General features: G+C 52.3%; 20 protein-coding genes. 9 read left to right on the plus strand and 11 right to left on the minus strand.

What is annotated here, in order from left to right; all coding sequences use genetic code 11:
- Positions 1-247: 247 nt before the first annotated feature.
- The 4 genes from ACFE8Q_RS21640 to ACFE8Q_RS21655 all read left to right on the plus strand — a co-directional run bounded on the left by ACFE8Q_RS21640 (position 248) and on the right by ACFE8Q_RS21655 (position 6,084).
- Positions 248-1,027 carry an outer membrane beta-barrel protein gene (locus ACFE8Q_RS21640; RefSeq protein WP_375447531.1) on the plus strand — a complete coding sequence of 260 codons (780 nt, stop codon included), beginning with the start codon at positions 248-250 and terminating at the stop codon, positions 1,025-1,027.
- A gap of 27 nt (positions 1,028-1,054) precedes the next feature.
- The gene (gene glpK, locus ACFE8Q_RS21645; protein ID WP_375447532.1) at positions 1,055-2,551 is read left to right on the plus strand and encodes a glycerol kinase GlpK; all 1,497 of its coding nucleotides are present in this window, start codon (positions 1,055-1,057) and stop codon (positions 2,549-2,551) included.
- A gap of 139 nt (positions 2,552-2,690) precedes the next feature.
- Positions 2,691-4,346 (plus strand): GMC family oxidoreductase, encoded by a 1,656-nt coding sequence (locus ACFE8Q_RS21650; protein WP_375447533.1) that lies wholly within the window; start codon positions 2,691-2,693, stop codon positions 4,344-4,346.
- Between the two features lie 61 nt (positions 4,347-4,407).
- Complete coding sequence (locus ACFE8Q_RS21655; protein ID WP_375447534.1) at positions 4,408-6,084, plus strand: hypothetical protein; 1,677 nt, start codon at positions 4,408-4,410, stop codon at positions 6,082-6,084.
- Positions 6,085-6,159: 75 nt separating this feature from the next.
- Here the strand turns inward: ACFE8Q_RS21655 and ACFE8Q_RS21660 are convergent, their stop codons facing one another.
- A complete protein-coding gene (locus ACFE8Q_RS21660; protein WP_375447535.1) occupies positions 6,160-6,777 on the minus strand; it encodes a hypothetical protein in 618 nt (205 codons plus the stop codon).
- An 82-nt stretch (positions 6,778-6,859) separates the two neighbouring features.
- Positions 6,860-7,483 carry an MgtC/SapB family protein gene (locus ACFE8Q_RS21665; protein WP_375447536.1) on the minus strand — a complete coding sequence of 208 codons (624 nt, stop codon included), beginning with the start codon at positions 7,481-7,483 and terminating at the stop codon, positions 6,860-6,862.
- Between the two features lie 171 nt (positions 7,484-7,654).
- On the opposite strand from ACFE8Q_RS21665, the gene uvrA reads away from it, so the two are divergent.
- Complete coding sequence (uvrA, locus tag ACFE8Q_RS21670) at positions 7,655-10,648, plus strand: excinuclease ABC subunit UvrA (protein ID WP_375447537.1); 2,994 nt, start codon at positions 7,655-7,657, stop codon at positions 10,646-10,648.
- Between the two features lie 121 nt (positions 10,649-10,769).
- Positions 10,770-11,450 carry a type 1 glutamine amidotransferase domain-containing protein gene (locus ACFE8Q_RS21675; protein WP_375447538.1) on the plus strand — a complete coding sequence of 227 codons (681 nt, stop codon included), beginning with the start codon at positions 10,770-10,772 and terminating at the stop codon, positions 11,448-11,450.
- Positions 11,451-11,545: 95 nt separating this feature from the next.
- Here ACFE8Q_RS21675 and rfbC read toward each other — a convergent pair whose 3' ends face one another.
- Positions 11,546-12,091 (minus strand): dTDP-4-dehydrorhamnose 3,5-epimerase, encoded by a 546-nt coding sequence (rfbC, locus tag ACFE8Q_RS21680; protein ID WP_375447539.1) that lies wholly within the window; start codon positions 12,089-12,091, stop codon positions 11,546-11,548.
- Positions 12,092-12,185: 94 nt separating this feature from the next.
- Between rfbC and pyrF the strand changes: the two genes are divergently transcribed.
- Positions 12,186-13,007, plus strand: coding sequence for an orotidine-5'-phosphate decarboxylase (pyrF, locus tag ACFE8Q_RS21685; RefSeq protein WP_375447540.1), 822 nt, complete (start codon positions 12,186-12,188; stop codon positions 13,005-13,007).
- Positions 13,008-13,024: 17 nt separating this feature from the next.
- Here the strand turns inward: pyrF and ACFE8Q_RS21690 are convergent, their stop codons facing one another.
- From ACFE8Q_RS21690 to ACFE8Q_RS21710, 5 genes are all read right to left on the minus strand, one after another.
- Positions 13,025-13,927: a hypothetical protein gene (locus tag ACFE8Q_RS21690; RefSeq protein ID WP_375447541.1), complete on the minus strand. Its 903-nt coding sequence runs from the start codon at positions 13,925-13,927 to the stop codon at positions 13,025-13,027.
- A gap of 41 nt (positions 13,928-13,968) precedes the next feature.
- Positions 13,969-15,360: a hypothetical protein gene (locus ACFE8Q_RS21695; RefSeq protein ID WP_375447542.1), complete on the minus strand. Its 1,392-nt coding sequence runs from the start codon at positions 15,358-15,360 to the stop codon at positions 13,969-13,971.
- Complete coding sequence (locus tag ACFE8Q_RS21700; protein WP_375447543.1) at positions 15,344-15,931, minus strand: RNA polymerase sigma factor; 588 nt, start codon at positions 15,929-15,931, stop codon at positions 15,344-15,346. Before ACFE8Q_RS21700 ends, ACFE8Q_RS21695 begins: the two co-directional genes overlap by 17 nt.
- A 34-nt stretch (positions 15,932-15,965) precedes the next feature.
- Positions 15,966-16,904: a hypothetical protein gene (locus tag ACFE8Q_RS21705; protein WP_375447544.1), complete on the minus strand. Its 939-nt coding sequence runs from the start codon at positions 16,902-16,904 to the stop codon at positions 15,966-15,968.
- A 323-nt stretch (positions 16,905-17,227) separates the two neighbouring features.
- The gene (locus tag ACFE8Q_RS21710) at positions 17,228-18,520 is read right to left on the minus strand and encodes a Zn-dependent hydrolase (RefSeq protein ID WP_375447545.1); all 1,293 of its coding nucleotides are present in this window, start codon (positions 18,518-18,520) and stop codon (positions 17,228-17,230) included.
- Positions 18,521-18,749: 229 nt separating this feature from the next.
- Here ACFE8Q_RS21710 and ACFE8Q_RS21715 point away from each other — a divergent pair, with 229 nt between their 5' ends.
- Positions 18,750-20,801, plus strand: a complete 2,052-nt coding sequence (locus ACFE8Q_RS21715; RefSeq protein ID WP_375447546.1) for an OPT family oligopeptide transporter — start codon at positions 18,750-18,752, stop codon at positions 20,799-20,801.
- Between the two features lie 81 nt (positions 20,802-20,882).
- Complete coding sequence (locus ACFE8Q_RS21720) at positions 20,883-21,560, plus strand: hypothetical protein (RefSeq protein WP_375447547.1); 678 nt, start codon at positions 20,883-20,885, stop codon at positions 21,558-21,560.
- A 12-nt stretch (positions 21,561-21,572) separates the two neighbouring features.
- Here the strand turns inward: ACFE8Q_RS21720 and ACFE8Q_RS21725 are convergent, their stop codons facing one another.
- The 3 genes from ACFE8Q_RS21725 to ACFE8Q_RS21735 all read right to left on the minus strand — a co-directional run bounded on the left by ACFE8Q_RS21725 (position 21,573) and on the right by ACFE8Q_RS21735 (position 25,414).
- Positions 21,573-22,565 (minus strand): glycoside hydrolase family 43 protein, encoded by a 993-nt coding sequence (locus ACFE8Q_RS21725; RefSeq protein ID WP_375447548.1) that lies wholly within the window; start codon positions 22,563-22,565, stop codon positions 21,573-21,575.
- An 82-nt stretch (positions 22,566-22,647) separates the two neighbouring features.
- Positions 22,648-23,466: a family 16 glycosylhydrolase gene (locus ACFE8Q_RS21730; RefSeq protein ID WP_375447549.1), complete on the minus strand. Its 819-nt coding sequence runs from the start codon at positions 23,464-23,466 to the stop codon at positions 22,648-22,650.
- Between the two features lie 229 nt (positions 23,467-23,695).
- Positions 23,696-25,414: a RagB/SusD family nutrient uptake outer membrane protein gene (locus ACFE8Q_RS21735; protein ID WP_375447550.1), complete on the minus strand. Its 1,719-nt coding sequence runs from the start codon at positions 25,412-25,414 to the stop codon at positions 23,696-23,698.
- Between the last annotated feature and the right edge of the window lie 14 nt (positions 25,415-25,428).

Here is a 25,428-nt window from a genome sequence, read left to right on the forward strand (position 1 = left end):
ACTGGTGTCACGACCGGGAGAGTAGGCGGTCGCCACCCCTAGACAACAGAGTCCCCACTTCGCAAGAGGTGGGGATTTTTGTTGCTACATACTCCAGCAATAGGAAGGAGAGCTAGAGTTACTGTTAACTATTATTTTATCTATATCAGTATTCTGTAAACTAGGTATCAGAAAAGATTTATTTAGGTATAAACTAAGCCAGTAAATAAAATACATTGTAGGCTAATTTGTAATTAACCCGCTTATAATGAGATACTTGTTTATATGTAAATTAATTGGTATTTGCTCAATTACGTCGTGCTTCGCGCAGCCAACCGCCTTTAGGTGGCGTGAAGAGTTAACCGACAAATACATTGGAATCAATGTGTCTACGAGTCGCTACAATGGTGACTTGAGTGAACGATACAACTTCTCCCATCTGGAACTGGGTTGGGCTATTGAGGGACATGCCAGGTATCGATTTAAAGAGCAATGGTGTGTAAGTGGTCAAGTAGGTGCCTATCATATTCGGGCCGATCAACAGTACACGCGAAATAAAGCAAATTACCTCTCGTTCGCGTCAACTAACTTCGTGGCAACCGTAGGCCTACAATGGGATGTAAGAGATATTGATTATAACCAGCTTAATATACCATATGTCTTAGCTGGGGCGGGAATAACAAATCTAGCACCTACTACCGTTTTGAAGGGCATTACGTACTCGTTACCTGCTTTCAAAACGGAAGGAGTAGCGTATGCCCGCTGGGTTGGCCAAATTCACTACGGCTTAGGCATGCCAGTTACGCTCACTCCGGCCACGCAACTCAGAATAGAAGGACGGTACACGCATGTGTTTAGTGACTATCTGGATGATGTCAGTGCTCAATACGTTGATAAAGCGACGGCCTCTATCATAGAGCAAAGTCTGGCTGATAGGCGAATTGCAGAAGGCCTTCCTTCCAACTCAGTTGGGGCTACAAGAGGAAATGGAAGCAAAAACGATGGGTATTTTCTGTTTACTTTACAGCTTATCGGTAAGTTTCGATGACTTACTACTATTCCTAAACCGACTAGAATGGCTTCCTTCATTGCAGCAATTGATCAGGGTACTACTAGCACCCGGTGTATCATCGTAGATAAACAGGGAAATATTCACTCAGTTGCTCAAAAAGAGCATACACAGATTTACCCTAAACCGGGCTGGGTAGAGCATGACCCTGAAGAGATATGGCAGAACACGCTGGAAGTGATTGCCAAGGCACGTATCCAACTTCACCTGGCAATACGCGACATTGAGGCTGTTGGCATCACGAATCAACGGGAAACGACCGTTGTTTGGAATAGCAAAACTGGTAAACCCTACCATAATGCCATTGTCTGGCAGGATGTCCGGACGGAAGACAAGGTGGCAGACTTAGCCAGAGATGGCGGTCCTGATCGGTTTCGGGCTAAAACAGGCTTACCGCTCGCCACTTATTTTAGTGGCCTTAAGCTGGGCTGGTTGTTAGACAACGTACCTGGGTTGCGTGAAGACGCTGAACGCGGTATGGCGTTATTCGGTACAATCGATACTTTCCTGATCTGGAACCTGACAGGTGGTCCTCAGGGCGGTGAGCATGTTACCGATGTGACGAATGCGAGCCGCACACAACTGATGGACTTGAAAACTCTGGATTGGGACGACGAATTACTCACAATCTTACGTGTACCCAGGACGATGTTGCCTGCCATAAAGCCTAGCAGTGGCCTGTTTGGAACAATCACATCAGAAGTAATACCTGGTGTGCCTATAACCGGCGTGCTGGGCGATCAGCAGGCGGCTTTAGTGGGGCAAACGTGTTTCGAACCTGGTCAGGCGAAGAATACCTACGGAACAGGCTGCTTTTTGCTAATGAATACGGGAACCGAAATTCGCGCCTCTACCTGCGGGCTGCTCACGACGGTAGCCTACCAGTTTGGCAATGAAGTGCCCCGTTATGCGCTGGAAGGCAGCGTTGCCATTGCTGGAGCGCTCGTGCAGTGGCTGCGCGATAACCTGGGAATTATTCAGACAAGCAGCGAAGTACAAACGCTGGCCGAGCAGGTAGAAGACAATGGCGGGACCTATATTGTGCCCGCCTTCTCTGGTTTATACGCCCCTTATTGGCGGACAGATGCGCGGGGAATTATGGCTGGCCTAACCCGGTTTGTCACAAAGCACCACATTGCCAGAGCCGCGCTTGAAGCCACGGCTTTCCAAACGTACGATGTGCTGCAGGCCATGCAGGAGGATGCCGACATTGCCTTGAAGACACTACGGGTTGATGGGGGTATGGTAGTCAACGATCTATTGATGCAGTTTCAAGCCGACATCAACAACGTACCTGTGATTCGGCCGAGGGTTACCGAAACTACTGCTATTGGTGCCGCCTACGCCGCTGGGTTGGCAGTTGGTTACTGGGAGTCCATCGATGAACTCAAGGCTAATTGGGGTGTGGAGGCAACATTCACGCCAGCTATGCCCGAAGGGAAACGGAGTGATTTACTGCTACATTGGCAGAAGGCCATTCAACGATCGTTTGATTGGGCCTGATATTTTTTTAACAGAATTCACGGCCGCCGGCGAAATCCTGTTGAAAACAAAGCTTGCCTTCCACTGTAGTTGAAAAGTTGCAATATATACCCGGTATTTCACTAAATTGAGATTGTTTAGTCTAAAAGAAAGAAGCGGTATGACATTCGATTACATCATTGTTGGTGCTGGCTCGGCGGGCTGTGTATTGGCCAATCGCCTCTCGGCTGACCCGGGAACATCGGTATTGTTGCTGGAAGCAGGGGCACCAGACAAAAAGCTGGAAATACACGTACCTGCGGCCTATTCTAAGCTAAACCGGACTTCGGTTGACTGGGCCTATGAGACAGAGCCACAGGAACATATCGATGGGCGGCGGTTATACCTACCCCGTGGCAAGACACTGGGTGGAAGTAGCTCTACCAACGCAATGGCCTACGTGCGTGGTAATAAAGCAGATTACAACGCCTGGGCGGCTCAGGGCAATACAGGTTGGGATTATGAATCGATTCTGCCCTACTTCAAACGCTCGGAATGCAACGAGCAACTGAATCAGTTAGACGCGCACTATCATGGGGGCGATGGCCCCTTGAACGTCACCTATGCCACCCGGTTTAGAACGCCGCTAGCCGATGCGTTTGTCGAAGCCTGCAAGCAATATGGTATTGCCGAAAACCAGGATATGAACGGGGCTAAACAGGACGGGGCAGGTCTACTTCAATTCACCATCAGGAATGGTAAGCGGCACAGCACAGCGGCGGCTTTCCTGAAACCTGTTCTTAATCGCCCGAACCTGACTGTTCGCACACAGGCGCATACGCAGCGTGTTGTAGTGAAAGATGGAAAAGCAGTAGGTATTGAGCTAACGACTGGTAAGAGCTTAACCGAAACCATTATAGCCCGTCGCGAAGTGATTCTGTCAGCAGGATCGTTCAATTCGCCGCAGTTACTGATGCTGTCGGGTATTGGGCCAACTGATGAGCTACGGAGGCACAACATCGATGTGAAATTTGAGCTACGGGGCGTTGGGCAGAACTTACAGGACCACCTTTTTGCCGGCGTCAGCTCACTCGCCAATCAACTGGTAGGTACCAATCACTGGCTGAAACCTGCTAATCAGCTAAAAGGGTTGTGGCAATACCTGACTGCTCAGAAAGGCCCGTTTACCATCAGCCCTCTGGAGGCCAATGCATTCGTGCGTACACAGGAGGCCTTGCAGCAGCCGGATCTACAGCTTCATTTTGCCCCTATTCACATTGGCGATGACTACAAACCTGACTTTTACGACGTAAACACGTTTCCAACAAAAGCCGATGGCTGGTCTATTCTGCCAACGCTGTTACAGCCAACCAGTCGTGGGTACGTTGGGTTGCGGTCGGCGAACCCGATGGAAGCGCCGGTGATTCAGCCGAATTTCATGTCGACGGAAAAAGACCGGCAGTTGTTGCTCACCGGTGTAAAAATGGCGTTGGAACTGAACCGATCGGCTGCTTTTTCTCACTGGCGCGAACGGGCGTTAGTACCAGCCGATAACGCCTCAGACGAAGCCCTGATGGCGCATATCCGTAGAATCGTCGAAACAGTGTATCACCCGGTAGGTACGTGCCGGATGGGCCAAGATGAAGGAGCCGTTGTAGACGATCAATTGCGGGTGCGGGGCATCGACGGATTGCGCGTTGTTGATGCGTCTATCATGCCAACGATTATTTCGGGCAACACAAATGCACCGGTCATTATGATTGCCGAAAAAGCGGCCGATCTGATTCTGGGTCGCGAACGGCAACGAACTACCGCCAAAAATGCGACTACCGCCTAGAAGACTGCTGATACGAGGCTAATTTATCTACTTTTGGGGCTGCAAAGCCCCTTTTTTGTGCATGTCAGTTTTCAGTTCAATTTCTTCCCGCACGGCTGATCGCTGGGTGGCTGGTGCCATTTGTTTGCTGGCTACTGGCTTCTATGTCGCCATTGTCCGGTATGCGATCAACGTACCTCAGGTCGACGATTTCCTGTATATCGATAGCATTCGGCGCATTACAACCGCTGGGACACCGTTTTCGGAAGTAATACGGCTGCTGGTCGAGCAACATAACGACCATCGAATTCTACTTTCCCGCTTACTCGTCCTAGCCGATTACTGGGTTGAAGGCCAGGTAAACTACCGCACCCTTGCGCTCATTGGCAGCATAAGCATAGCCGGTGTAGTATGGCAGGTATATCGCTTATTCAGGCAGGCAGGGTTGTCGTCCTGGCTGCTGCTGCCCGTTGCGCTACTCTTGTTTCAACCCTCTTACCAGGAAGATGTGTGGTGGGTGTTGTGTCTCCTGCAACATACCCTGACGCTGTGGTTGATGGTGATCGTCTTTCGCCTGCTGATCCGCCCCGAAACGTCGGCACAGGTTGGTGCACTGGCGCTGGGCGGACTGGTCCTGTACTCAAATAGCAATGGGCTGTTTATGTGGGTAACCATAATTGGTCTGTTGCTGCTAACCCGCCAATGGAAATGGGCTACCATCTGGACTACAACTGGAGCAGTGCTGATCGGCCTTTACTTCAGCATCAACTACAACTTTATTGCTAAGGATTCGCTGGTAACCGTTGCACAACATCCTGACTGGGTCGTTAAAAGTATCATCAGCTTTACGGGCAGCGCCGTTTACTTCGATCAGCGACGCTGGTTTCTATTGCCGGGCCAATGGTTTGTGCTAGCACTTGGCGTCCTGGTGTTGAGCACCATCGTGGTGAGCTGGCTACGGCTGCTTAGCCAACCTGCCAGACGAATTTCGCCAGCAATACTACCATTCCTAGGGCTGGGCATGGTGCTGATTGGCTCAGGTGTAGCGGCTGCTCTGACGCGAAGCGACGGTAGTTTAATGATTATAGACCGGTATCAGGTTTACGCCGTATGGTGCCTGGTTGTTGGGTACGTGTTGCTAGTCATGCAGTTAACCGATCGGCTCCGGAAACTTGCCGGGCTAGTAGGACTGGGGTTTACCTGCTGGTTCTGGCTCAATGCCTGGTTACTGTATGGCCCTCAGTTAGCCGATCGGTACAACAGGCAGGTAGCCGAAGGCATAGCGCTCAAACAATACCGGTATTCGGTGCTAAGCCAGCGGTTTGGAATGGACCCTTACTGGCAGCGTGGCTGGGTAGAGGCGATGAACCGGGGAATTTATCAGGTTCCAGACCTACCCGAGATCCGTGGTATCGAGACCGCTATGCGTTCCGTGGCTAGTCGAGATACTGTTACTCAGTTTAGTACGGCGGTCAGACGGTTGTCGTTCCTGAATGCCGATGCTTGCTTTATTGAACAGGATACCCTGGCTAAGCCTGATTTTATGTACCTGCGGTCGGCTACCAACTGGTATGTGCTACCCGCTCAGCGTAGGCCAAAGCCCATCATGAAGCCCTGGCTCGCTAATAAAGGTGTGAAATCAGTTGTGCTGCCCGTGATGCTGAAGCCAGGTACGTATCGGCTCGGCTGGGTACGTCACACAAACGGTAGCTGGCTGACTACCCTCACTCAGCAGGAAATTTCCATTCCACTGCAATAGGTTTAGAGCATCGTAACCGAAGAAGGCCACTCAAACGGGGAGTGGCCTTCTTCGGTTACGATGCTCAGAATGAAACTAGAAAAACAGAATCCTGATCGTAAACGGGCTGGTTCCATAAAGAATCTGGTCAGTTGTTGAACTGGAATAACTGACATTATACAGTGCTGATAAGTTAGCTGAGAAAAGGCGGCCAATTGGTTGCGAGTATGTAACGCCAAGCCAAGTCGCTGTTGAAAGACCTGTAGTAGGTATATTCGGAGTGACTAATAGACTCGTTAGGCTATACGAACGCTGGTCAAGCTCAACATGGGCATAGATGTTGGGAATCAAGGCGGGCAGAATCTCATACATCCCAAAAACCCGGCCTGAATACTGGTTAAGGTTGTATCCATAGTAGTTTTTTAAATTGGAGTAGGTGTACCCTACCCCCAGACCAGCTACAAAATGCTCAGATACCTGGTAAGCAACCACCGGCGATACGCCGATGCTGAATGGGTTGAACTGAAGCGCTGAAATGCCGCCGCCAAACCGAATCCGTTCTTTTATCGGTAATGGCTCGCCAGTTGGCGTTTGCGATTTCAATGGTGTCTGGCCCTGATCGCGACGTTCTTCCGGGTCTTCGGTAATCTGCCCGAAGGCTACGCTGCTGGTCAATAGCGCAACCAGCAGTAACAAATGGTGTATATGTCTCATAATAGTCCGCCGAAGCGGTAGTGTCACAACAAAAATCAGTGTAAATAACGATATAACGGGTCGCTTTCGCGTGAAGGAACCGTTAAAACACGAACTCCTTTACGTCAGTATCATTGAGTAGTCGTTTAATGCATTTCTCATGCGCCTGCTCGGGCCCGGAAACCTTCCAGCGACCAATAATCTCAGTACCAATACGCTGTTGCGGGCCTCTTCGTGGCGACAAACCGTACTCAATAAAAATGCGTTCGTACTGGTTCAGCGTCTTGTTCTTGTAGGTGGTCACTACTTTATACTCGCGGGTCTGGTTAAGGCGCGTGATTCGGTACGATAGTTTGGCCAGAAAAAGAAGCGAACCCATGATCAGGCCAAAGCCCGCAAGCGCAATATCATAGTGACCGGCACCGAGACTCATGCCCAGGGCAGAAACGGCCCAAACGGTTGCCGCGCTGGTGAGCCCCTTCACCCGGTTTTCTTCTTTGTAGATCAACCCGGCGCCTAAAAAACCAATGCCATTGACAATGTTGGCCGCTATACGGTCGTCGCCTACGCGACCTGCTATCATGGTGAAGAGCGTTGCCCCCACGCAGATCATGATGGTGGTTCGGAAGCCCGCTGCTTTGGAACGGTACTCACGCTCAGCACCAATTAGCCCACCCAGAAGTAAAGCTAGCCCAAGCGGCATCATGTCTTCGACGTAGAAGGTCATTTTGGTGAGTTTACAGTTTCCCGTTTGCTGGTTGGTGGGCCGCTGCCGGATCAGGAGCAACGTACCTGCGGCATTTTTTCATACTTGTTCATCAGTAACTGGTCAACGAAAACTGAACGTAGTAGCGCTATTTTCCGTTGAAAATTAGATAAGGTAACGCTAATTCAACGCATGATTCAACCCGCCGAAACCGACGTTATGACCAGTAGGCCTACTGGCCCATCTGATAAGTCGGTCGACCATCTGGACCCCAAACAGTTCATCATTATCAAGGGGGCGAAGGTACATAATCTCAAGAATATTGATGTAGCCATTCCGCGCAACAAGCTGGTGGTGGTAACGGGCCTGTCGGGCTCCGGCAAGTCGTCGCTGGCGTTTGATACATTGTTTGCCGAAGGGCAGCGCATGTACGTTGAGAGCCTGAGCAGCTACGCCCGCCAGTTTTTGGGTCGGATGGAAAAACCGGAAGTGGAGTACATCAAAGGAGTATCCCCGGCCATTGCAATCGAGCAGAAAGTGACCTCCCGAAACCCCCGCTCTACGGTAGGTACGTCGACGGAGATTTATGACTACCTGAAACTGCTGTTTGCGCGGGCCGGACGTACCTACTCGCCCGTGTCGGGCAACGAGGTGAAGAAAGATACGGTGACCGATGTGGTCCGTTTCATTTTCCAGCAACCCGAAGGCACCCGGGTGATGGTGATGGCCCCACTCTACGTGCGCGAAGACCGGACGGTAGCCGATGAGCTAAAGATTCTGCTTCAGAAAGGCTACACCCGTCTGGTGGCCGATGGCCAGGTATTCCAGATGGAAGACTTGCTCGATGAAGCTACCAAACTAGCCGAAACTGGCAAAGAGGGCGATCTGGTTCGTTCATTGCTGCCTGATCAGGACGCTACGCTGGAAATCCTGATCGACCGGAGTACAGTACAGTTCGATGCCCAGGGTGAACCCGACGAAGACACGCAGTATCGGCTCTCCGATTCAGTGCAAACGGCTTTTAGCGAAAGCGACGGATCGTGCCGGGTCGAGGTGCTGGGTAGCGACAACGTAGCTGGCCAGTCCCGGTCGTTTTCTGATCGGTTCGAGCTGGATGGTGTCGCGTTCGAGGAGCCAAGCGTGAATCTGTTCACCTTCAATAACCCGTATGGTGCCTGCCGCCGTTGCGATGGCTTTGGTAAAGTGCTGGGTATTGACTCCGACCTGGTTATTCCCGATAAAAACCTGTCGCTGTTCGAGGGGGCTATTGCGCCCTGGCGGAGTGAGAAAATGAGCGAGGAATACATGAAGCCGCTGCTTCGGAACGGTATTCGCTTCGACTTTCCTATTCATCGCCCGTACAAAGAACTGACGCCCGAGCAGAAAGAGTTGCTCTGGACGGGCAACAAGTACTTCAGCGGCCTCAACGACTTTTTTGCCTTTGTCGAAAGTCAGACATTCAAAGTGCAGTACCGGGTCATGCTGTCGCGGTATCGGGGCAAAACCACCTGCCCGGAGTGCCGTGGCTCACGCCTCCGCCGCGATGCCAGCTTCGTGAAAGTAGCGGGCAAATCCATTACTGATCTGGTGCTGATGCCCATTGCCGAATCGGCCGCGTTCTTCCGCACCATCGACATTCCCACCGCGCAACGCAAAATTGCCGACCGCATCCTGATCGAAATTCAGAATCGGCTTGATTATATGGAACGCGTTGGCCTGGGCTATCTGACGCTGAACCGACTGACCAATAGCCTGTCGGGCGGTGAATATCAGCGTATTAAGCTGGCAACGTCGCTCGGCTCGGCGCTGGTGGGGTCCATGTACATTCTCGACGAGCCAAGTATTGGCCTGCACCCCCGCGATACCCAACGCCTGGTGAGTGTGCTGGAAACCCTGCGCGACATGGGCAATACGGTCATCGTGGTGGAGCATGAAGAAGAGGTGATGCGCGCCGCCGATCAGATCATCGACATCGGCCCCGAAGCCGGTTCTGGCGGTGGTCATCTGGTGTTCCAGGGCACCTGGAATGAAATAGCAGCGAGCAAGGAGCATGTGGCAGGTAATAAAGGAGAACCGAACGCCGCGCCCATGGCCCTACGCACCTGGCACAGTCATACCCTCGATTTCCTGACGGGGCGAGAGAACGTACCTGTGCCTGCATTCCGGCGCGTACCGACCCACTGGATCGACCTGAAAGGAGCCCGCGAACATAACCTGAAAGACGTCGACGTGCGGTTTCCGCTCAACACGCTCACGGTGGTGACGGGCGTGTCGGGCTCCGGCAAATCGACGCTGATTCGGAAAGTGTTATTCCCGGCGTTGTGTCGATTGAAGGGCGATGCGGGCGAAGAAGCCGGTAAATATTCAGAGCTGAAAGGCTCGGTCGATCGGATTTCGGCCATCGAAATGATCGACCAGAATCCAATTGGTAAGTCGAGCCGGTCCAATCCGGTCACGTATATCAAAGCCTACGATTATCTCCGGCAGGTCATGGCCGACCAGCCCGTATCAAAAGCACGTGGTTACAAACCGAGCCATTTCTCGTTCAACGTCGATGGGGGCCGTTGTGAAGTGTGCCAGGGTGAAGGCGAGGTGAAAGTGGAAATGCAGTTTATGGCCGATATTTTCCTGAAATGTGAAGGCTGTAATGGCCAACGTTTCAAGCAGGAAGTGCTGGAAGTGACGCTGGCCGAGAAAAACGTGTCGGACATGCTGAGCCTGACTGTCGATGAAGCCATTGACTTTTTCCGAAAAGTGGAGCCAAAAATGGCCGATAAACTGATGCCATTGCAGGAAGTTGGCCTGGGTTATATTGGCCTTGGGCAATCGGCCAACACGCTGTCGGGTGGGGAAGCCCAACGGGTGAAGCTGGCGTCGTTTCTGGGTAAAGGCAACCCAAATAAAGGGCAAACGCTGTTCATTTTCGACGAACCAACCACCGGCTTGCATTTTCACGACATTCGTAAACTGCTAAAAGCCATCAACGCGCTGGTCGACCAGGGCGATTCGGTGATTATCATCGAGCATAATATGGAGGTGATCAAATCGGCCGACCATATCATTGACCTTGGCAAAGAAGGCGGCGACGCGGGTGGGTACGTTACCTTCACCGGTACGCCCGAGCAGATGGTTGCGCTCGGCGAAGGCGTGAGCTACACGGCCGATTTTTTGAAAGGAAAATTGTAGAAAACGGCCCAATAAGCTGCTACTAAAAAACGTGCGTTGGTAAGTTGTACATTTGCCAGCGCACGTTTTTTGCTGATCGTATGGAGCCGCCCTATCTTGCAGCTTCTGTCTCGCTATTCCTATGAAAGCCCTGATTGTTTGTACGAACCATACCGATTATCCCACGAAAGCCCAGAAAACGGGTCTCTGGCTCAGCGAAGCCACGCATTTCTATGATGAATTGCAGGATCGCAACATCCAGTTCGATTTTGTGAGCCCGAAGGGCGGGCCAATTCCGCTCGATCAGCGAAGCGTTGAATCGCGCGATACAACGAATGAAAAATGGATGCACAATCCGGCTTTTCAGGAAAAACTTGCCAACTCGATGCGCCCCGACGAGGTGAACCCCGCTGATTACCAGATCATCTACTTCACCGGTGGCCACGGCACCATGTGGGATTTTCCTAACGATACCAACCTGCAAACCATTACCCGGGATATTTACGAGCAGGGTGGTATGGTAGCCGCGGTTTGCCACGGCGTAGCCGGATTGCTGAACGTGAAACTATCAGACGGAACCCTTTTTCTCAAGAATAAGCAGGTGACGGGCTTCTCGAATATGGAAGAGAAAATCGTACGCCTTACCGAAGAAGTACCCTTCCTGCTGGAAGATGAATTGAAGGCGCGCGGTGCTATTTACAGCAAATCGCTGATTCCCTACGTGCCTCACCTTGAAGTTGATGAGCGTCTGGTAACGGGCCAGAACCCACTATCAGCCCGGAAAGTAGGCCGGAAAGTAGTGGAAGAAATGTTTGAAAAGTAAGCCTGGATAGTCGTATAGAAAATAGCCTGAGTCTGGAAAGTCACCACTAAACCGGCTTTTCAGACTCAGGACTATTTTTTATACGACTATCCAGACTAGATCACCACATGCGGGAACAGTGCCCGGAAGGTGGGAAGAATCTGATCTTTTTCGGATACGTTCGGGTTGGTAATGCCCCAGTCGATATTCAGGTCGGGGTCATCCCAGCGAATGCCGCCTTCTGCCTGCTTGTTATACACGTTTGTGCATTTGTAGCTGAAAATACTGTCTTCCAGCGCGACAAATCCGTGGGCAAATCCGGCCGGAATCCAGGCCATATTCGCCAGTTTCGCATCCAGCAGAAACGTCTCGTATTTCCCGAAAGTAGGGGATTCCGGGCGGCAGTCAACGGCTACGTCAAGCACCTGTCCGGTAATAACACGAACCAGTTTTCCCTGGGCAAAAGGTTCAGTCTGAAAGTGAAGTCCACGCAGAACACCTTTTGTTGAAAAGGATTGGTTATCCTGCACAAAATCGAATGGTAAGCCTAATGAAGCAAATAAGGGCTTGTTGTACGACTCGAAAAAGTGGCCGCGTTCGTCTTCAAAAATGCGGGGGGTCAATTCGATCAGACCATCAATGTCTGTTTGGCGTACGATCATAGTACAATGTCATGTAGTTGGTGCAAAAATAGACTTCTCTACACTACGTTCGTACTTTTGGGCTGTTCCATTTTAGGTACTGGCAAAAAAGCGTATGAACTATCAGGCCCTGGCGGCGCAAATCCGGCAAAAAAAATCGTACCTCTGCGTGGGGTTAGACACCGACAGTCAGAAACTGCCACCCCATCTGGCGAACGTACCTGACCCGGTTTTTGAATTCAATAAAGCTATTATCGACGCCACTGCGCCCTATGCGGTAGCGTATAAACCCAACATTGCGTTTTACGAAGCCCAGGGGCCACGCGGCTGGGAAAGTCTACAAAAAACGCTGGACTATATTCCAAAAGACTGCTTCACCATCGCCGATGCTAAACGCGGTGATATTGGCAACACATCGGGTCTCTATGCCCGTGCTTTCTTTGACCCTTCGGCGGCTGGCCTCAACTTCGACGCCATCACGGTAGCGCCCTACATGGGGCACGATTCGGTGCTGCCCTTCCTCGATTATCCCGGCAAATGGGTGATTCTACTGGCCCTGACCAGTAACCCCGGCAGTGCTGATTTTCAGCGCCAGCAGGTTGATAATGAGACGCAGGAACTGTTCGAGACGGTGATTCAGAAAGCGCAGACCTGGGCCACCCACGAACAACTGATGTTTGTAGTAGGAGCTACCCAGGCCGATCAGATCGCCCGAATTCGGGAGCTGGCCCCCCATAACTTTCTGCTGGTGCCGGGTGTTGGCGCACAGGGCGGCTCATTGGCCGATGTCTCCAGAAATGGCCTCACCAAAGATGGTGGCTTGCTGGTCAACGCGTCGCGCAGCATCTTATATGCATCGGCCGGCCCCGATTTTGCCGAAGTCGCCGCAGCCGAAGCGAAGGCGATTCAGGCCGAGATGGCAACGTACCTGAGCTGATTTAGCGACAAGCTGACCTAGTTGACTCGCTTATAGCTGATCGTATAATAAAATGTGCCCATCGGCCCGGATGGGCAGCTTCGCTGGGTTGGGAAGCCAAATTCGTTGACGCGCTGGCTTTCATACACCATAGTGCCCACAGTACAGTAAAATTGGTCAAACGAAGTCGAACAATTCTTTATCGTTCTGGAAATTAAATTGTTGTTGGTCAGTGGGTTGTCCAGTATAACTAGTGCAAGACCAGGCGAAAGTGTCTGGTCAGAAACCGCTATCAGCGCCGCCATGATCTGAAATTCTTTACTGGTTGAAAATATGTTCTGTTGCTGATCGTATTGCTGGTCGAGTATCTGAGTGAATTGCTTCGCGTTTCTTTCTTCGCTCTTCTTCGATTCAGTCAGGTAATCCAGATGACCCTGGCTATCCAGATAGAGCCGACCCAGCGTAACATTCGTATTGACCGGATACCCCGCCTGATTCAGCGCAATGCTAACCTGCTTCACCGCCTGATTGCCAATCTGCGCCTGGGCAGTAAGTGTACTTCCGGCGTAGGTCAGGCTGAAACTAGACGACTGGCTATACGTTTGACCCGTATTGTCGAACAGTCTTGTGTTGAGCGTAATAACAGCTAAGCGATTGTTGGCGTAGGAAAACTGCACCCAGGGCGTAGCGGTAACATTACCAAAAGAAGTAAGCGACGAATCCCGAACAGACAGGAGCTGATTCGCGCTGTTGTAGGCAAACAGCGAACGGTATACCAAATGGGCCAACCCGCCTTCGGCATGCCACTCAATCGACGTAGGCAGCAATACTGGTTTTTGGAGAGGCTGTGAGTTGATCATCGATTGATCCTCACAGGAAAGCAGACCCGCGGTGAGCGAGCCCAAAATCAGAAGCAGTAGAAAGCGAATCGAGCGAGCCATAGCCAGTAATTAATAAGTTGAGTGTAAATGGGTGTACGTAATCAGTTAGCAGTAGGGCGAATTGTTAATGACGCGCCGACCAGAAACGGGTGGATAACCAATTGCCGATCGTTGCTGAAAATGGGGCTAAACCCATACTGAACAGTTGGCCCCAACTGGAGCGAATAAGCGTTTTTTAGCGGTATTCCCATCGTTAATGCCGCCTGCCCCCATAAAAGCGTTTGCCCGGTGGCGGGTAGGTACGTTCCCTGTCCACCCACACGGGCTGCATAACGGCCGGGACGTTTACCCAGTGTGTATTCTTTGGTCAAACCAGCTCCCAGCATAGTCAATGAACTGTTTTCAGCGACCGACCGGCCCAATCGGGTAACTCGATATTCGTTCAGGCCCGTAGGCTCAATTCGATACTCGTTGGTTGCCAGGTCGTAGTAAGCCCAGCGCCTTAGCTGACCGACCGTGAGCTGAACGGCAAACTGCTGCCACACCAACCCGCCACTGACCTGATAGCCCCATGTTGGCGACGAAAAGGAGGACGGTGCATCGACCTGCTGCACGTATGTTTCAGGCCTGGCCATAATAGTCATCAACTGAAACGTACTCAGAGGCGATACACTGGCCAACCAGCGTAAGGGCACCGGGCGGCTTTCCGCAGTGGCTTCGGTCAATTGTTGAGGTAGTTGTACCATCGGCCGTGTAATGGTGTAAACAGGTACACGAGACTGGCGGATCGCTACAGGTTGTAACCCGATCAGCGCCTCCTGCCCGACAATACGATCAGAGACGGCTGGTCCAGACAGTATGCGAACAGGAGTTGATAGCGCCAAATTCGGATTTGCCTGCTTTTCGGTACGGAACGTTGGCCCGCGGTCGACTGATTGATTGGCCTGATTAAGGACTGGGGATAGACGTACCTGATTGGTGGCTAGCCGCGACCGGCCAGCCCGCGCCACAGTTGGAGCGTAAACTGACTGGCGAGGCAGTGTTGCCTTCGTGTCTGAAACCAGATTATCTGACTGCACCTTTTGTATCGTTGGTTGAGCCGATGAGCCAACTGGCTGATCAGTAGCCCGATCGCCGTTAGCAACAACAGCAACCCGATCCAGGGTAACCGCTGACCTCGTCTGAGCTTGAGGCGAAACGGCATTGGTCTGTCCAGGAATTGGTCGCCTGGATTGGCCAAAAACCAACCGATTGGATTGACCATTGGGAGCCCGGCGAATCTGGGTTCGACGTGGCCCGTAAAGCGCCCCACCAATCAGTAGTAGCAGGAGAACAGCCAGAGCAACGTACCTGGAACGCCTGGTTGGAGCGGCAGCTATTTGTTGCCATATACGCTTTTTGAGCGACCTCGACGGCGTGCGCTCAAAGTCCTTGAAAACCTGCTGGAAGCGTTCTTTCAAGGCTTTATCAGTCGAATCATCCGAAGAATTCATGACGTTTGAGGCCGTTTTGATGACTAAGTTTACTCAATAAATGCTTTGCCCGGCTATACTGCGAGCGCACCGTTGCCTCTGGAATACCCAGTAGCATGGCGATGTCGGCGTGGGTGTAATCTTCGATCAGATACAGGTTTACGACCAGCCGATACTGGTCGGGCAACTGATTGATAAAAGCCAGCAGGGCATTGAGATTGAGTTGGTTGACCATCGATTCATAATCGTCGCTGACCAGTTCTTCGGTGCTCTCTTCATAGGGGTCGAAACGTTCCTGTGGGCGGGTGGTCCGGTTATAATAATTGATTGCCGTTCGCACAATGATCGATTTCACCCAGCTATCGGCCGAGTCTGGCTTATTCAACTCCTGGATATGCTGAAAGATGCGGATAAACGCTTCCTGAAAAATATCCTCTGCTTCCGCCACCGTTCGGGCGTAGCGTACGCAAACCCCCAGCATTCTGTTTTTATACCGTTCGTAGAAAGCATGCTGCGCCTGCGCCTCCTCGCGCTGGCAGCCAAGCACCAGATCGCGCAGGGTCGGGTATTTCTTACGGCCAACTAATGCCATCTGAATGAGCCGGTTAAGAGCGAGTAGCCAGCGGCTACACCAGGTTCAGGTACGTCCGGCGCACAAGCTGCCCCTGCTGATCGAAGGTCATAAACCAGGTTTGCCGCCCTTTCTGCAGGTTAACCGTGTAGGTGGTTACCCCGGCATACTGGCTTTTGCCGAGCAGACTAAACTGGCCACTATTGCTGAATTCCACCAGTTCGGGCGTTTGCTGCAGGTACGTTTGTATCGAGGCCGGTAACTGATTGATGAAGGAATAATACTGGGTATTGGCCGAGCCAGTGGCGGTAAGTAATTGACCGTTTTCCGCATAGGTCAGGTTGTAGTAATTATTGTTTTGCTGCACCGAAACGGCATACTGCTTTTTGTTTTGGGCATCAACAGTCACTAGTGCGTAACTAAAGGTAGCGCCCTGTGCCGTCAGCGACTGTTGGATAACGAGCGGTAGATCGAGCAGTGTTTCGGTGCGGAATTCCAGTTGATTGCTGGGCAGCAACTCTGTCACGTAGGTGATCTTACCGTTTACACTGGTGACGGTCCAGCGGAACGTGTAGCGGTTTCCCTGCCAGTCATAATCAGCAAAAAGAAACTGCCCACTATTGCCACCATCTTTAAACCAGCTATAATCCTGCACTCTAAGGTTTGTGAACGTACCTCCGTCGATAACGGTGTTACGGACCAGGGAAGACAGCGAATCCGGTACCGACTGTGTTTGCAACTGATAGGCGATCAATAACTTTTGTGGGTTGGCGGCGGCGCTGTATCGGGCCGATTGCTGCGTGAAATTTGCCTGCCACACCCGATTTTTCTCCAGGGTTTTAAAGACCATAGCTGTCGCTCCCGGATACTGATTGGTAAGGGCCTGAATAGCGCTTGCCGGAACCGTTTCGGTAGGAGCGGGTTGCTCATCGGTTACCCGGTTACAGGCCAGTTGGGAGACGAAGAGAAGCGAAATCAGGAATGCGTTTTTCATGTGTCGAGCAGGTTGGCTGTATCTGGTTAACGTGTGGTTACCGAAATGAGCCAGCGGTGAAGTTAGTCAGTGATATAGACACCGTACGCACTCGCCGTTGTTGCATAGCCCTGCTTTATTTTTTACGGTGGCTAGCAGTTATCTACATCAAAACCCGCTTCCTGATCTGCAACTTTTTGATTACAAGCGCATTAGTAGCATTGGCGTTGGACTCATCAACCACTAAATGTTAAACGAGCCTTTCTGGAGAATAACAGCAACCAGCCCACCGGTTGGTGAACTGGGCAAAGCAGGTAGCCTGAGATGGAAACGTACCTACTCGTCTATTCCCGGTCGATCGCCAACAGCGTTTGTAGCAGCAGATTGGCACCATTACCAATGTCGACCCCTTTTGAGAATTCTTTGGGCGAGTGACTAATGCCGCCAACACTGGGTATGAAAATCATGCCGACTGGGGCAATCTGAGCCATCTCCTGGGCATCATGTCCGGCCCCGCTTTGCATGTACCGATGCGAAAAGCCTAGCGATTTGGCTGCCCCGATGATTTTATCCTGAATGGATTTGGCCGTAAGAGCGGGCGTTACCCCGACAGACGACTGCACAAATGTGATCGGTGTTTCCTGCGCTTTGGCAATTGCCTGTGCTTTGGCCTCTACTTCATGAAATAGCGTCCAGATCTTATCATGCGACAGATCCCGTATTTCGACGCCCAGCACCACCTTGCCCGGAATAACATTATACGCCCCCGGCTCGGCCGAAATTTTGCCGATCGTGCCCACCTGCCGACCTTCATGGCTGGTGATTACCTCATTCAGGGCGACAATCAGTTTAGCGGCCGACAGTAGTGCGTCGCGTCGGGCATTCATGGGCGTGGTGCCGGCATGATTGGCCGCCCCCTCGATCGTGGCATCCCAATGTTCAATTCCAACGATGCCTTCCACCACGCCAATCTGTAGTTGCTCGGTCATCAGGATACCACCCTGTTCGATGTGCAGTTCGATAAAAGCAACTACGTCGCCCTTTTTTCGCACTACTTTGCTGAGGCTGTCCGGGTTACCGCCAATGGCCCGGATGCCGTCGGCGATGGTCAGGCCGCTCTGTGTTACCGATTTCAGGGCGGCTGGGGTTATTTTGCCGATCATGGCTCCACTACCCACTGTACCACCTTCTTCATTTGAAAAAATGATGAGTTCGAGCGGGTGTTCGGTAACGACGTTGTTTTCGTTGAGGGTTTCGATCAACTCCAACCCGCTAATCGAACCGAGGGGGCCATCGTAGTTGCCCCCATTGGGTACGGAATCAATATGAGAGCCAAAGGTGATGGGCTTCAGAGCTGGATTCTTTCCTTCTCGGCGACCGATGATGTTACCCGCGTAGTCGATCGTTACGTTGAGTTTGGCTTTTTTCATCAGCCCGATAAAGTAAGCGCGTCCTTCCTGATCGGCTTTGCTGTAGGCCACCCGCCCATTCCCTCCGTTGGCCAATTCACCAAATTTCGACAGTTCTAGCAGCCGGGTCTGAATTCGCCGCTGATTGATTTTCAGGCTGGTTGGCTGCGTTTGAGCAATGGTTCCAGACGAAGCCAGGAGTAAACAGACGAGTAGCGTGTTTTTCATTTTTTGATTTCTATTGAAGTTAAATTATGTGTGATTGGCAAAGCTGGGGTAAAAACGTCCAGGTGGCCCTTACACGTAGGATACATACCTAAAAAACGCTGAAATAGAGCCTAATCATGTTTAAGATGGAGGCCTGTCTGGCTAAAGTTAGGCTAACCTGTGCCAACTTTAGGCGTAAGCGATGCAACTTTGAGCAGCATACATCAACCACTAACCCTTAAACGAGACCTTGTCATTTATTCCTGCTTCTGAATCGCCCGCCGAACTATCGGTGAAGGCCGTTATCGTTGGTGCGCTGTTTGGCGTGCTGTTCGGGGCCGCTACGGTCTATTTATCGCTGAAAGCCGGTTTGTCGGTGTCGGCGTCCATCCCGATTTCGGTGCTGGCCATCTCGCTGGGACGGCGTTTTCTGAACACGACCATTCTGGAAAACAACATCATCCAGACCACCGGTTCGGCGGGCGAAAGCATCGCGTCGGGGGTGGTGTTCACCATGCCCGGTTTCTTGTTCCTGACCGACGGAGCCTCTGCCGATTTTTTCAACTACTGGACGATTCTGACGCTGGCTATTGTGGGCGGGCTGGTAGGTACGTTGATGATGGTGCCGCTGCGCCGCTCCCTGATCGTGCAGGAACATGACACCTTGCCTTACCCCGAAGGAACGGCCTGCGCCTCGGTGCTGATTGCCGGTGAAAAAGGCGGTGATTTTGCTAAAACGGCCTATCTGGGTCTGGGTGTGGCTTTTTTGTACGCGGCCCTGCAAAAAGTGCTGCACGTGGTGGCTGAAGTGCCCGTCTGGGCAACTAACCAGGTAAACCGCTACTTTCCGTCGGCGCAGGTAGCGGGCGAGATCACGCCGGAATACCTGGGTGTGGGCTACATCATCGGTTTTCGTATTTCGGCGGTGCTGGTGGCGGGTGGTTTTCTCGCCTGGCTGGGTTTGATCCCACTGCTGGCGTCGGTGGTGCCGGGCGAAACCATTGCCCTGCAACTCCAGAAACTGGGCTACCTCGCCGACCTTGCCAAAGCCGGCGGGCCAGGCGGCTGGAATCCCGATACGAAAACATTTACCGACACGGCCGCCGCCATTTACCGGGCCTACATTCGCCAGATTGGGGCCGGTGCCGTTACAGCGGGTGGGTTTATGACGCTCCTCAAAACGATTCCCACTATCGTTTCATCGTTCAAGGCATCTATCGGAAGCGGAGCCGGTTCCAACGCCGAACTGGCCAGTCAACCTGGCGGTATCTTGCGAACCGATGTTGAACTGAGTGGGCGGTTTGTCATTATTGGCTGCCTTGTACTGGCCGTGTTGATGATCCTGCTGCCGCAAATTCCCGGCGACACGTACCTGACCAAAGCGCTGATTGCCATCCTGGTGCTCGTCTTTGGCTTTTTCTTCGTCACCGTCGCCAGCCGCATCGTGGGCCTGATCGGGTCTAGTTCATCACCGGTTTCGGGCATGACCATCGCCACCATTATGGGCACAGCTCTGATCTTCATTGGCATCGGCCTGACGGGACGTACCTACGAACCGGCCGTACTGGTGGTTGGTAGTCTGATCTGTGTGGCCGCCGCCAATGCCGGAGCCACCTCCCAGGATTTGAAAACGGGTTACCTCGTGGGTGCTACACCGCGCGCGCAACAACTGGCGCTGTTGGTTGGCGTTGTGGTCTCGTCGCTGGTAGTGGGTGCCACGGTGAAACTGCTCGATACACCCACGCCCGATCTGGTGGCGCAGGGCATCACCCATGCCATTGGCACCGACAAATTCCCTGCGCCGCAGGGCACGCTGATGGCTACGCTCATCAAAGGCTTGCTGTCATTCAACCTCGACTGGCAGTTTGTGCTGGTGGGGGCCGTGCTGGCCTTCGTCTTTGAACTGATCGGCGTGAGTGCACTAGCCTTCGCCGTGGGCCTCTACCTGCCTCTGTCGACAACGCTGCCCATTTTTGCGGGTGGCTGCGTGAAAGCCTTCACCGACTGGCGTAAAAAGAAACCAGCCCCTCATGCTGGTATGGCTCTGGAAGAAGAAATGGAGGAAACCGATGACCTGAGCAAAGGCAATCTCTTCGCCACGGGTTTGGTGGCTGGTGGCGCATTAGCAGGTGTGCTGGTGGCGCTACTGTCCGTCAACGATAATGTATACACAGCTCTGTCGAAGCTGTCGCTCGAACCGGTGCTGGAAAGTGCGTTTGGTGATGGGGGCTACCAACTACTGGGCGCGCTGTTCTTCGCTGGCCTTGCCGGTATGTTAGGCTGGATGGGACTCCGGAAATAGATTATATAGCTGGTGACGCCTGCTATAAGGCGTCACCAGCTATAAATCATTGGTAGTTATCGATTTCGCTCAGTTATGATCATGAAAAGAATAGTAGCCATTTCTGCCTTTCTTCTTTACGCTCAGCTAGGGCTGGGGCAGGCTAAACGTCTGTCTATTCCACTGTACGGCAGTGGCGATACGTCACTCTGGTTTAACTGGCAAAAAGAGAAATTTAGTCAGGTCGGGTTACTTGATTTAGTCACGGCCACAGATAGCCTACACGTTCGTCTGTCAACCGAGACGCAGGCAGTAGACATATGGACAAGCGATCTCAAAACATTTCATGGATCTTTTGCCAACTTCACGACGAGATATGATCCCGAAAAAATTAGAAATCCAAGCAAAAAACAAGACAGGATTTTCAGTAGAAAGGTCGCGCTGAGTCCTGCCGTTGCCGGTCAGATACACGCACTTATTGATGAATTAACTATTCTTTCCATACCAACCAGCGAGCAGATAGAGGGCTGGGGCTTAGGGGCTGACGGAAATACTTATTTAATCGAACAGTCAACACCCAGTCAATACACATTTAAGGAGTATTGGACACCTTCTACCTTCAAAGACAGACTGAAAGAAGCGGCTATCATCCAACAATTTATTGATGAACTTGACACACGTCTGCAAATGAAATCGTCTTTCCGCACGTTCATCAATACACTACCTAAAGGCACTTATCGAGCTGGTGGTCTTATGCTGATTACGTCATCAAGTCGGTAACGCTGAAGTCGCTTACTTTGCCCAGACGGTACTATCCCACTCGTCCATCCACTCGATAACGGGTTGGGCGTTTTCAAATTTGATCGGTAGCCACAAATAACGGCTGTCTTTCAAATCCTTGGGATTCCAGCGGTCGGCCATGAAAATAAACGCGTCTTTTTTGCCCTGAACCGGCTGAATATAAGTTGATTGCCCATCGAACGTTTTGTCGGCCATCGGTCCTTTCATCGGGTCGCCGATGAGCTTCCAGGGACCAAACAGCGACGTCGCTACGTGCAGGCTGGCCTGGTTGGGTGCCCAGCCCGTACAGCCACTGGTGATGAGGTAATACTGCTTGTCCTTCTTGAAAACGGCCGGTGCCTCGCGGTGATTACTGAACATAAGTGTGTCCTGCGTGGTCGCGCTCAGGTAATCGTCGGTTAGTTTGGTGATGCGCAGGTCGTAGTTTTCGCGGGCCGAATAAATATGGTAGGCGCTTCCATCGTCATCAACGTACAGGGTCATGTCGCGCGACATATGGCCGTTGGGGCGAAAGCTGTTCAGGTACGTGTATGGGCCGGTCACTTTATCGCTGACGGCCACACCAGCGCGTGCTGCCTTGTAGCCCTGGCGCGGCAGTTCAAGGTGAAACCACATCACGTACTTTTTTGTCTTTGGGTTGTAGATAACCTTGGGTCGTTCCATCAGGCCACCCACGGCGATCTCACTCTGCGGATCGGCCGATTTTTCGAGCGCCATGCCTTCCGCTTTCCAGTTGTGCAGATCGGTCGACGAGTACACCGAAATGCCCTGCGAGGCCGACTGGCCCCGTTTTTCGCCAAACCAGTAGTACATGCCTTTGTCGAACAGCAGTCCGCCGCCATGCGCGTTGATGAGTTCGCCTTTATTGTCGTACCAGCGTTCGCCGGGTTTGAACGAGGCTGTCGATTTCGGTTCCGGGGCTTGGGCAAGGCATACGTTAACCCATAGGATTAGTGCTGCAGTAGCAAGTTGGATGATTTTCATAAACGTGTGTTTTTGATGATTGATGCTAGTACGGGCGGGAAGCAGCGTAGGGCGCAAAACAAACCCAACCAACGTACCCAGCTTATTTCTGATACACGCGGACGTAATCCACTTCAAAGCGGTTAGGGAATTTGGTGTTGGCCGGATCCCCGCCGTTGTCGCCACCAATGGCGAGGTTCAGCAGCATGTAATGCGGTTGATGGAACGGGTTTTTTCCCGTGCCGTCCTGATTAATAGTTTCTGTGAGCAACACCTCATTCAACAACTGGTCATCAACATAGAGGCGAATGGCCGTTTCGTCCCAGTCCATGCGCCAGACGTGAAATTTGGCCGACCAGTTTGGGTCGTTGAACGACGCCATGGGCTTTTTAGTGGTGCTCCATTTAGCCGTATACTTTTTCGACGTACCCCAGGCCACGTTTGCCAGCAACATGTTCCGGTAATACTCCATAATGTCAATCTCGCCGTTGGATGGCCATTCGCCCGCCACGCCGAGGGTCCAGAAGGCGGGCCACAGGCCAGGACTTGTATCGATTCGGCCCCGCATGTCGAAGCGGCCATATTGCCAGCTATGCAATCCGCTCGTTTTCAGGCTCGACGCCGAATAGTCGATGGTGGGGCGGTTGGTTTTCCAGTTCTGGCTCCCGGCCTGATAATTGGGATTGGGGCGATTTTCTTTCCGGCCTTCGATGATGAGAAAGCCGTTTTCGCAACGGGCGTTATCAGGTTGGTACCACTGCAATTCGTTGTTCCGAACAAAGCCCTGCTCGAAGGTCCAGTTCTTCGGATCGGGCGGACCAGCGTTGTTGAACTCGTCCGACCAGACTAGCTTCCAGTCTTTTGTCTGGCCGTAACTGGTTAGGCTCAGCAGTAATAAGGTGACGGAAAGAAGGTGTTTCACGAGTGTGAGTACTGGGGTTGGGTGTTGGTTGGGCTAAATTGTTATTCTTTGCGGATCGCTTCGTGCTTTAAGTTGCTTTTGCTTTAGGCCCTTCGACAGACTCAGGGTGACAACTCACTCAAGCAAGTTCATGACGACCTTGAGTAGGATTGGCAGCCTGAGCTGGGGGAGCCGAGCCTGTTGAAGGGCTTAAAGCAAAAGCAACTTAAAGCACGAAGCTGAATACGCATTACCAACCCGGATTCTGACGCATCGCCGGTGCTTTGCGAACTTCTGAATCTGGGATGGGTAATAAATACATTTCAGGTCGGAAATTGTGCTGGCGAATCGAGTTGACGACTTCGTAGGTGTAGGTCGTACCCGATTTTACAATCCGAATGCGTTTGTTGAAGCCGTTATTGACAACCATCGCCGTTTTCCAACGACGGATGTCATTCCAGCGGTGATCTTCAAATGCCAGTTCAATGCGGCGTTCGGTGCGTACTACTTCGCGCATTTCCTCTTTGGTCATGTTGGCTTTCAGACCGTACAGATTGTCTGTTCCCGGCAGAATACCCGCCCGGCTTCGCAACTCGATCAGCTTGGGATAAGCCAGCGCCGTTTGGCCGGTCTCGTTGATCGCTTCGGCGTAGTTCAACAGAATTTCGGCGTAACGAAGCAGTGGCCAGCCCCGGTTGGTGTTGAAACTGCTGTTGGCCGAAATATTCACATCACACATCTTCCGGCTGTAATACCCCGTTGTCTGACCAGCGGACGTAAAGCCGTCGGTCGGTGCGTTTTCGTAGGTCAATACGGGCGATAGCGCATTGGTCGATGGCAGGTAATAGGGTGATTCGTTGTAGATGATGCTGTAGCCAAACCGTGGGTCGCGGTTCAGGTACGGGTTCTTCGGGTCGTAGCCCGACGTAGGGTCGGTGATGGGCTTGCCGTTGCGCATGGGAAACGCTTCGGCCAGGTTATGCGTCGGCATGGCGTTGTTGGCTCCGCCGCGCGACGCCGGATTGTAAAACCCTTCCATGTCGCGATTGGCACCCCGGTTCTGGAACACGATGTACTCGGAGTTAACCCGTTTCAGAAATACCTGCGAGAAACCGTAACCCGGTGCCGTGGCATTGTCTACATTCAACGAATACGTACCTGAGCTGATCACCGCCTGGGCCGCATCGGCCGCTTTTTGCCAGAGTGAAGCGTCATATGTAGGCGTGCTCACGATCTTGGCCAGTTCGGTATCAGTCGTTTCGGCACCGCCGTTGAAGAGCGGGCTGGCTGCCTGAAGCAGAATCCGCGATTTCAGGGCCAGACAGGCCCCTTTCGTAACACGGCCGTAGTTCTGTTCCGAATAGTCGGTGGCCGTTGGCAACTGCGTGGCGGCCGCATCGAGTTCGCTCGTCAGGTACGTTACACACTCAGCATAGGAATTCCGGGGCTGGTTGATAAAGTCTTCAATGTCAAATACTTTATCACCGATTAGCGGCACACCGCCGAAACTGATCAGCAGCCAATCGTAATACCAGGCCCGCAGGAATCGGGCTTCAGCGGCCATCCGTGCTTTCAAGGGAGCCGACAGGGGCGTGGCGGGCAACTTTTCCAGCAGCAGGTTCACCCGGCGGATGTTGTTGTAGGGCGTCGACCAGAACTCGAAAAACGGAAAGTTGGTCGGGCTAACGGTGCCGCTGTAGAGGACTACCGCTTTCTGGCCGGTGCCCGAAAATTTATACTCGGCGTCGTCGGTGGCTTCTTCCGTGTTACCGTGCGAATCCCAGCGACCTTTTGTAAAGCTGAAGCCGATGTCGCTGTAAATCCGCGACAGGAACGCCATAGTCCGGGTGCTGTCGGTGAAGACAAGTTCTTCGGTCAGCGCGCTCGTTTTAGGCTCCAGAAAGTCGTCAGACTGCTGGCAGGCCACTGAGGCGGTGAGAAGGAAAAGTATGATCAGTATCTTTTTCATAGTCATGAAATGCC

Source organism: uncultured Fibrella sp. (assembly GCF_964250085.1).
Lineage (GTDB): Bacteria > Bacteroidota > Bacteroidia > Cytophagales > Spirosomataceae > Fibrella.

What these genes read in the sequence shown, in the direction of transcription:
- ACFE8Q_RS21655 (WP_375447534.1), top strand. Translation starts at nt 4,408, where the DNA reads ATGTCAGTTTTCAGTTCAATTTCTTCCCGCACGGCTGATCGCTGGGTG.
- ACFE8Q_RS21725 (WP_375447548.1), bottom strand. Translation starts at nt 22,565, where the DNA reads ATGAAAATCATCCAACTTGCTACTGCAGCACTAATCCTATGGGTTAAC.
- ACFE8Q_RS21720 (WP_375447547.1), top strand. Translation starts at nt 20,883, where the DNA reads ATGAAAAGAATAGTAGCCATTTCTGCCTTTCTTCTTTACGCTCAGCTA.
- pyrF (WP_375447540.1), top strand. Translation starts at nt 12,186, where the DNA reads ATGAACTATCAGGCCCTGGCGGCGCAAATCCGGCAAAAAAAATCGTAC.
- ACFE8Q_RS21640 (WP_375447531.1), top strand. Translation starts at nt 248, where the DNA reads ATGAGATACTTGTTTATATGTAAATTAATTGGTATTTGCTCAATTACG.
- ACFE8Q_RS21660 (WP_375447535.1), bottom strand. Translation starts at nt 6,777, where the DNA reads ATGAGACATATACACCATTTGTTACTGCTGGTTGCGCTATTGACCAGC.
- ACFE8Q_RS21690 (WP_375447541.1), bottom strand. Translation starts at nt 13,927, where the DNA reads ATGGCTCGCTCGATTCGCTTTCTACTGCTTCTGATTTTGGGCTCGCTC.
- glpK (WP_375447532.1), top strand. Translation starts at nt 1,055, where the DNA reads ATGGCTTCCTTCATTGCAGCAATTGATCAGGGTACTACTAGCACCCGG.
- ACFE8Q_RS21650 (WP_375447533.1), top strand. Translation starts at nt 2,691, where the DNA reads ATGACATTCGATTACATCATTGTTGGTGCTGGCTCGGCGGGCTGTGTA.
- ACFE8Q_RS21700 (WP_375447543.1), bottom strand. Translation starts at nt 15,931, where the DNA reads ATGGCATTAGTTGGCCGTAAGAAATACCCGACCCTGCGCGATCTGGTG.
- ACFE8Q_RS21665 (WP_375447536.1), bottom strand. Translation starts at nt 7,483, where the DNA reads ATGACCTTCTACGTCGAAGACATGATGCCGCTTGGGCTAGCTTTACTT.
- ACFE8Q_RS21710 (WP_375447545.1), bottom strand. Translation starts at nt 18,520, where the DNA reads ATGAAAAACACGCTACTCGTCTGTTTACTCCTGGCTTCGTCTGGAACC.
- ACFE8Q_RS21735 (WP_375447550.1), bottom strand. Translation starts at nt 25,414, where the DNA reads ATGAAAAAGATACTGATCATACTTTTCCTTCTCACCGCCTCAGTGGCC.
- uvrA (WP_375447537.1), top strand. Translation starts at nt 7,655, where the DNA reads ATGATTCAACCCGCCGAAACCGACGTTATGACCAGTAGGCCTACTGGC.
- ACFE8Q_RS21695 (WP_375447542.1), bottom strand. Translation starts at nt 15,360, where the DNA reads ATGAATTCTTCGGATGATTCGACTGATAAAGCCTTGAAAGAACGCTTC.
- rfbC (WP_375447539.1), bottom strand. Translation starts at nt 12,091, where the DNA reads ATGATCGTACGCCAAACAGACATTGATGGTCTGATCGAATTGACCCCC.
- ACFE8Q_RS21705 (WP_375447544.1), bottom strand. Translation starts at nt 16,904, where the DNA reads ATGAAAAACGCATTCCTGATTTCGCTTCTCTTCGTCTCCCAACTGGCC.
- ACFE8Q_RS21675 (WP_375447538.1), top strand. Translation starts at nt 10,770, where the DNA reads ATGAAAGCCCTGATTGTTTGTACGAACCATACCGATTATCCCACGAAA.